Source organism: Ilumatobacter sp., from assembly GCF_039969435.1.
In the GTDB taxonomy this organism is placed as follows: Bacteria; Actinomycetota; Acidimicrobiia; order Acidimicrobiales; family Ilumatobacteraceae; genus Ilumatobacter_A.
Map to the genome: position 1 here is coordinate 1 of NZ_JBDVNU010000010.1, position 4,005 is coordinate 4,005.

3 protein-coding genes are annotated in these 4,005 nt (G+C 67.2%); 1 reads left to right on the top strand and 2 read right to left on the bottom strand.

Annotation, left to right across the window (positions count from 1 at the left end):
* Nucleotides 1-257 precede the first annotated feature (257 nt).
* Nucleotides 258-2,111: a hypothetical protein gene (locus tag ABJK40_RS06735; RefSeq protein WP_348478502.1), complete on the bottom strand. Its 1,854-nt coding sequence runs from the start codon at nucleotides 2,109-2,111 to the stop codon at nucleotides 258-260.
* A gap of 229 nt (nucleotides 2,112-2,340) precedes the next feature.
* On the opposite strand from ABJK40_RS06735, the gene ABJK40_RS06740 reads away from it, so the two are divergent.
* A complete protein-coding gene (locus ABJK40_RS06740; RefSeq protein ID WP_348478504.1) occupies nucleotides 2,341-2,871 on the top strand; it encodes a hypothetical protein in 531 nt (176 codons plus the stop codon).
* Nucleotides 2,872-3,226: 355 nt separating this feature from the next.
* On the opposite strand, the gene ABJK40_RS06745 is transcribed toward ABJK40_RS06740, so the two are convergent.
* A complete protein-coding gene (locus ABJK40_RS06745) occupies nucleotides 3,227-3,820 on the bottom strand; it encodes a GNAT family N-acetyltransferase (RefSeq protein WP_348478505.1) in 594 nt (197 codons plus the stop codon).
* Nucleotides 3,821-4,005: the final 185 nt, after the last annotated feature.

Sequence of the window (4,005 nt, forward strand, 5' to 3'; positions counted from 1 at the left end):
TCGGGCCGCTCCTCGCTCGTCTCATCCGACGGTGTCGCCACCGCCACATCATGGTCTGTCATGGTTGTCTGTCCTTCCAGCCGAGCGAGTCGCTCAGCGTTTCAGGCCAGACCAGTTACACCGCGGATCTGACAGTCCCGAACGTGCCGCTACGAGCGGGTCACACGGTGTTGGTGGGTGAGCGATATGCGTCCTTGAGACGCTGTCTCAGCCAGTGCCCAGACTGTCGAAGATGCCGCCGTCGGGAACTCGCCTGTTCAGTAGGTGTCGGGGTTGGCGCACCAGCCGGCGGGCACGGTGACCCCGCCGATTCCCGCGGGGCACGCCCGCCGGTCGAGGAAAGCCAGGTAGCGCGACACGTACATCGCGGCCTGCGGTGCGCCTTGGGCGGTGACGTGGACGCCGTCGGAGGTCAGCCATCCGCGTCGTGCTGCGGGGGCGGTGTGGGTGTTCCAGTCCGCGACGACCAGTTCGGGCCACAACCCTGATGCTGCGTTGTTGCGCAGGGTGACGTTGTTCGCTGCGAACGTCGCAGCGTTCGACGCTCCGGCCGGCGAGTTGTAGCCGACCGGTTCGCGGTAGGTGAGCCACACGACTTGGCGGGTCCCGTTGGCGCGGGCGGCGTTCATGACCTGTTCGAAGCCGCGTTGGAACGTGCCGCTGTAGTCGTTGTAGCCGGTGGCGATCACGAGCGTGTCGAAGCCGCCGCCGGCTCGGCGTACGTCGGTGGCGGCGGTGACGGGCGCGTACCCTTCACGCCCGCGACACGACACCCCGGACAGTCGCCGGCACGACTCGAGGCGAGCGTCGAATCGTGCGCCTTGCAGGTAGTTCAGCGATCCGGTCCAGCGGATCCCGGCGAGCGAGGAGTCCGACACGAACAGCACTCGCGGAATGTCGCCGTTGGCGGTGTTGGGTGCGGCGTCGCCGGTGGCGACGGTTTCGGGTCCGGTGAAGCGCCCGGCGACGTCGACGACGACCTGGGTGCCGATGCCGGAGTACAGCGCTGCACCGTGCTGGGACAACCCCACGATGGCCATCGCGGCAACGGGTGTGCGCCACGCGACGTTGAGGTTGCTGGTGGCGGGCCGCGCGGTGCGTGCCGGCCATGCGGTGAGGTATCCGTTGTCGGTGTTGTCGGTGGCTGCGATGTTGAGCAGCGCTGCAGCGCTGCTGGTGGCGGGGCGGAGTTCGATGGTTCCGCGCGGGTGGATCGGGCCGTTGGTGGTGCGGGTGTCGGTGACCCGGCGTGGGGATTCGGGGACGAACATGCCGTTGGTGTCGGCGGGTGCGTTGTCACCGGTGAAGTAGCCGACGATGTCGATGACGACGTCGGAGGTGACGGAGCGGTACACGTCGAGTCCGCTCGAGCCGTCGGTGTTGGAGATGATTGCGGTGACGGCGCGCGTGCGGTTCAAGAAGTCGGTGTTGAGCGTCGAGGTGTTGGGCTGCGGCTCACCTGACGGCCAGGCGGTGACGTAGCCGGGGCCTGTCGCGTTGACTGCGGTGACGGTCGCGACGACGGCTGCGGCGCCGGCGGGGACGACTGTGTTGGTGGGGACGCCGAGTGCGCCCGCGCCGCGTTGTCCGCTGGTGCGTGTGTCGATGATCCGGGTGGGTGCAACGGGTGTGTAGCGCCCGGCGCTGGTGGGTTCGGTGGCGGGGCGGAAGGTGGCGGTGAGGTCGACGACGATGTCGGCGGTGCCGGAGTGGTACACGTCGACGTGGCCGTCGGCGGACAGTTTGACGACTGCAGAGTTCGCGATCGTGTCGAGGATGGACGCGTTGATGTTGGAGATGTCGGGGCGAGCGATGTCGGACGGGTAGATGCTGACGAACCCGGCGGTGCGGGTGTTGACGGACACGGCGTTGAGTGCAGCGGCGGTGGAGTCGTCTGCGGCGCCGCAGCGCCCGGCGACTCGGACGCGGATGGTGTGTTCGTCGAGGCGCTCGAAGCCTTGGGCGGTGCGGGTGTCGGCGAGACGGCACGTGTCGACGGGGGCGAGTGTGGTGGCCCCGGCGGCGACGTCGGCGGTCTGGGCGTGGGCTGCGGGTGCGGCGACGATGGTGGCGCTGAGTGCGAGGGCGCAGGCGGTGAGTGTGCGGATCATGGGTGTGATGGTGTGGGGCGGCCTGGGCGACGCCACTCGGCGTAACTCGGGTGGTGCGCGCACGGCAACTGCGGGTGCCCTGAGGGTGGGGTGGGCAAACATGTTGCCATGAGGGCCTTTCGTGGCAAGTGTTCTTTCCATTCTGGCGTGCGGTCAGCGCAGTCCGCCGGGCCCGTGTGGGTGGTTTCCTTCATTCCCTCGGCGTTCGGTTCCTGGCACTGTGGGCGAGATGTTCGGTTCTTTCGTCGAGTTCTACACGGCGCATGCGGGCGTGCTGTTCGTGGGGTTCACGTTGCTGGTCCTGGTGTTGGAGTCGGCGCGCCGCCGCTGGGCGGGTGTGTGTCCGGACATGGCGGCGTTCGCGACGACGGCGGCGTCAGGTGTCGCGTTCCTGGTCGCGAAGTCGGTGGTCGCGAAGTTGGCGGCGACGTCGTTGGCGGTGTCCGTGTTCGAGAACTTTGCGTTGTTCGAGTTGGATCTGTTGGATCCGTGGGTGTGGGTGGCGGTGTTCGTGGCCTGCGACTTCGCTCTCCGGCAGGACCTCGCAACGATGGAACGCCGCCGCCGACTCCGCGTTGACCAACACTCCCGGACTCCGCCACCGGCGCTTACCCCGTATCGACGAACCGACGTTCAGACGCCTGCTGCGCTCAGCCAAACACCAAATCGCCACCCAACGAAGTCGGACATCCCGATCCAGACCCACTCAATAACGCGCGTTGAACACCCAGCATCACCCCACGCAGATCCGGCAATCTGATCGCGTCAGGCGCTCGATGACGCGCGCATATGCACCTCGACTCGAGTTCCTTTGGTCGAAGGGTTACTCCACCGCATTGAGTAAGGCGTACTGAAATGGGCACTGAGCAGATGGATGTGATCGTGTTCGTGTGTAGGTGCGTCCGGAGTCCCCTGGGAGCTCCACTCCCCGGTTCCCCGGACATTCGCCGAAGGCGTGAACGTCCGTGGTACGGGCCGCCGACCGGAGTGACACGTCCGTCCACTCACGGGTCGAGGCCGCCACGGACCGACTCCGTCTCCCAGGGCGTGCGTCGACTCGACGTCTGCGATCGGATGGTCCGAGTGACGATCCCCGGGCGAGTCCGCGGGCGGTGTCAGGCCGGTTCGATCAGCTTGGAGACGACCCAGCGGTGCTTGCCGATCAGGCGGTCGCGGGTGAAGCCGAGCTGATCGAAGGTGGAGAGCGCGCCGTGGAACAGGAATCCCGCCGGAACGTCACCGGCGGGTTCGGGGTAGCCCTCGACGCGGCCGCCACCGCTCGCTGCGATGAACTCGAGAGCACCGGCCAGCGCGTCGCGGGCGACTCGTTGTCGTCGATGGCCGGCACGCACGTAGTTGCAGCCGATCCGCCACTCGGGGAGCTCTCCCAGGCGAGTCGTGTCGTACTTGCGGCGGTTCTTGATCCGCACGACCTCGGTGGGTGGCCCGAACTGGCACCACCCGACGCAGAGTCCGCCGTCGAAGACCAGTGCGGCGTGCGTGGTGCCGGCGAGCACGCGCTCGCGCTTGCGCTCGCGGTTCACCGATGCCGACTGCTTGCTCGGCCCCTCCTCGTGGAAGCCAATGCAGTAGCAGCCGCTGGGGTAACCGTTGCTGCTCGCGCACAACTCGTCGAATGCGTCCCATGTCGAGGCATCGAGGACGCGCACGGTGCGAGCCGTCGGCTCGGAGCGGTGCTTCTGGTTCACGGGTGACGTCCCTTCACGCTGCGAGTGGTCAGTTGATGGGGCTTGCGTAGATGACGATGTTCTGTCGGTAGCGGCGGATGTCGGGGTTGAAGTCGCCGCCGCAGGTGATGAGGACGAGTTGTTCGTCTCCGGTGGTGCGCCAGATGCGGTTGCGGGGGAGTTCGTTCTTGTCGTACATGGTGCGT